The following is a 3,696-nucleotide window of genomic DNA, read 5'->3' on the forward strand; positions in this document are numbered from 1 at the left end:
GTGCGGCTGCCGCCGGGAGCCGCGGCCTGCACCCCGGCGCCCTCCCCCGCGCTCTGGCTGACCTGCGGCGCGATCTGCAGCAGGCGGGCGTAATCGACGATCTGGGCACCGAGGGTCGGGGTCGCGATGATGACGCCCCCCTTGTACAGGCGGAAGGTTCCGACCTTGCCGGGCAACAACGACTCCGGCCCCATCGGATCGCCCAAAGGCCCTGCCGCGCCGCCACTTTCGGCATACTTCGCATCGATGGCGGTATTGCCGCGCACCGCCTGTTCGGGCACCGCCTGTTCGGGCACCGCCTGTTCGGGTGCCGCCGGAGCGGGAGCGGCCGGAGCGCCGGGCGCCGATTCCAGTTCCGCGGGTGTCGGCCCGACCTCGAGAGTAGTGATGTCGATCGGCTGCCCGCCGCCGGGCGCCGCCGAATACTCGGTGCGCAGAATGTGGCCGTCACGCATCAGCACCTGCCCCGCGGTGGAGTGGACCGCGTCGGCCGCGCGCGAATCTTCCTTGTCGGTGCCGGGATACATCTGACAGTCGGTGGTGTCGCAGGTCTGGGCATAGGGGTAGCGGTGTTCGGCCAAGGCGTACGAGCGGGCCGCGACAGCCTGCGCCCGCAGCGCCTCCGCCCCGCCCTTGTCGGCCCAATCGGCCTCCATCTCCGCCGGAACCACACCGAGCAGGTAGTCCTCGACGTCGAGCTGATTCACCGTCACCGGCTGCCCGTTGTCCTGCGTAACACCGAGAACCCCACGGAAACTCGAGCCGTCGCACACCTTCAGATGTTCGGCCGCGGGCCGATCGGGACCCGGGTCGGCGGGGTAGGCCCAGGGGTCGTCGGTAGAGCCCCGCCACAGCACATCACCGTCACAACCGATGGTCACCACGACGTTCGCGCCGCCGTCCGGCGTCGGGGTCAGGTGCGCGGCCTGTCCCGCCACAACCCGCCGACCGGCGACGGTCAGCCCGGAATCGGAGTACACGTCGAGCGTTTCCTTGTCGTAGACGGTGAGCCGCACCCGGACCGTGGTCGGCGCGATCGTTCCGAGTTGGGCGCCCGGGTAGTAGTGCGCCAGAATGCCGTCGGCCGTCGCGCCCGCCGTGGCCTGGTCGAACGCGCCCACCTGACTCATCCCGCGCCCGTGCCCGGGGCCCGCGACCGCCTGATAGGCAGCGTTGCGAGTGCCCGAACCGAACATCGGCACCGCGAAGGCGACGACGATCCCGCCGGTCACCGGGACCACCAATCCGATCAGCGCGCCGCGCCGAATTCGCCGACGACGCAGCAGTTCACCGTGCCGACGCCGCAGTCGGCTCCGGAATCCGCCCACGACCCCGTCCGCGGGTGCGCTGTTCGAGTGTTCCGGCGGCGGCGCGGCGGCGGTGCGGGCGGCTTCGGTCCGGGTCATCGAACCCTCCTGTGGTGTGCGGACAGCGCCCATCGGACGTCGCGGCGCGCACTCGGGTGGCTACTGGAAAGTTACATTCGAGCTATCCTAGACCTAATCCTCAACCAAAGGTTTAGATCTGTGGCATTTGGGACTAGTGTGACCATCGATCCGTCAGGAATCAACCCCGCGCGCCACCCTGTTCCACGCTGACGGTCACCGGTTCTACCTGAATGGGAGATGCTCGTGCCGTACCGCCGCCCGAAATGTTCCGTCGTCCTCCCTGTGGTCGCGACCCTCGCGGTCGCCGCCCCGCTCGCGACGCTGCCGCTGCGCGACTCTCCCGGCTATCGCCCAGCGGGCGACAGCGACCTTGCCGCGATACCCGCGCAACTCGCCGAAGTGGCCTTGGCGTCCGCCCCCGACATCGTGTTGCCGCTGCGCGAACTCACCGGCTTGAACCTGCCCGATCTGCGCCTGTCCGACTTGCGGAAACTCCCGCTGCCGAAGTCGATTCCTGTCCCGCCCGGCCTACCCGCCCCGCCGGGCCTACAGCTACCCCGCGAGATCCCACTACCCCAATTCGGTGATCCGACGACCACCACCCCGACCCCGACGCCATACGCCGGTCCGGTCACCCCGCAGGCTCCCGCCCCCGCCGCGCCGACGCGGACTCCCGCCGCCTCCCCCGCGCACGCCGGCCCCGGCTTCATCGCCGCTCCGCTCGACCCCGCACAGGTTCCCGGCACCGACCCGGCCGCCCCCGCCCTGTCCCCCGGTGCCATACCACCGGATATGGCCGATCAGGTCGGTGCGGAGGTCAAGGAATTGACTCGGGACACCCCGTTCAGCATGGTCGCGCTGACCGCGAAGGAACTGGCCGACACCACCTCTCTGATCCGCGCCCAGCAGGCCGACGGCACCTGGGGACCGTGGTTCCCGGCCGATCGGGTCGATACCGATCGCAGCGATCACGCGGCCGCCCCCGCCCGGACCGGCACCGAACCGATCTACGTCGGCGAGACCAAGGCGGTTCAGATACTGACCACCCACAAGGCGATCACCCCGGCCGCCGGCAGCTCCGACGACCCGGCGCAGCAGGCCGCGTCGCAGCTCTCGGCGGTGCTGATCAATCCCGGGCGCGGCGCTGTCGACGACAACCTGGCCTCCGTCGCCGCGCCGCTACCGGGCGGCGGGCCGAAGGTGATCAGCCGCGCGCAGTGGGGCGCCGACGAATCGCTGCGCTGCGAGGAACCCACCTACGACGACGGGCTGGGCGGAATCACCGTGCACCACACCGCCGGGCGCAACGACTACACCAAGGCCGAGTCCGCGGGCATCGTGCGCGCGATCTACGCGTATCACGCCAAGACGCTGGGCTGGTGCGATATCGGCTACAACGCACTGGTCGACAAGTACGGCCAGATCTTCGAGGGCCGCTACGGCGGTCTGGACCGCCCGGTCGAGGGCGCGCACGCGGGGGGTTTCAACGAGAACACCGCGGGCGTGGCGATGATGGGTGATTTCGAGACCGAACCGCCCAGCGACGCCCAGCTCCAGGCCACCGGGCAGTTCGTCGGCTGGCGGGCCAAGATCGCGGGACTGGACCCCGAGGGCCACACCACCATGTACTCCGAGGGCACCGACTACACCCCGTACGCCGAGGGTGAGGCGGTGGACCTGCCGATCGTGTTCGCACATCGCGATGTCGGCAATACCACCTGCCCCGGTGATGCCGCCTATGCGCGCATGGACCGCATCCGCGAGATCGCCGCGGGCGTCGCCGCCGGCACCGCGCCCGCGGCTCCGAAAGACGAACGCGCGCACGCGGATCTGGCGGCTCTCGCGAACGCGATCGCCACATACTGGGCCGGGCAGGGCGGTCCGAACGGACACCTCGGCGCCGCCTCCTCCGAACCGACACCGACCGGCGACGGCGGCCAGTACGCCAAGTTCGTCAACGGCTACGTCTACGCCGCGCCCGACGGCTCGATCGTCGAGCTGGCGGGCCGGATCCTCGACCGCTTCGTCCAGCTCGGCGCCGAATCCGGGGCGCTCGGAACGCCTTTGCGCAATCCGTATCCGGTTCCCGGCGGTCAGCGGGCCGATTTCCGGCTCGGCTCACTGATCCTCGACACCGCCACCGGGGTCGTCACCACCCTGCTGAAACACGGTGGGGCACAACCCGGCCCGGCGGGCGAGCCGATTCCGCAGGCACTGCCCGTCGCGGACGCCCCGGCCCCGCAGACGGCTCCGGACGCGCCCGCGCCTTCCCATCCGCAACCATCGGCCGCACCCCAGCCGGCACCCG

Annotated in this window: 2 protein-coding genes; one reads left to right on the forward strand and one right to left on the reverse strand. The window is 70.7% G+C overall.

Annotation, left to right across the window (positions count from 1 at the left end):
• Positions 1 to 1,406 (reverse strand): SpoIID/LytB domain-containing protein (locus NE2_RS34325; protein ID WP_063032901.1); only part of this gene is annotated, 1,406 nt, incomplete at its 3' end.
• Between the two features lie 219 nt (positions 1,407 to 1,625).
• Between NE2_RS34325 and NE2_RS34330 the strand changes: the two genes are divergently transcribed.
• Positions 1,626 to 3,696, forward strand: a 2,071-nt coding sequence (locus tag NE2_RS34330; RefSeq protein WP_063032903.1) for an N-acetylmuramoyl-L-alanine amidase, incomplete at its 3' end; no start/stop codon positions are given.

Source organism: Nocardia elegans NBRC 108235, assembly GCF_001612845.1.
In the GTDB taxonomy this organism is placed as follows: Bacteria; Actinomycetota; Actinomycetes; order Mycobacteriales; family Mycobacteriaceae; genus Nocardia; species Nocardia nova.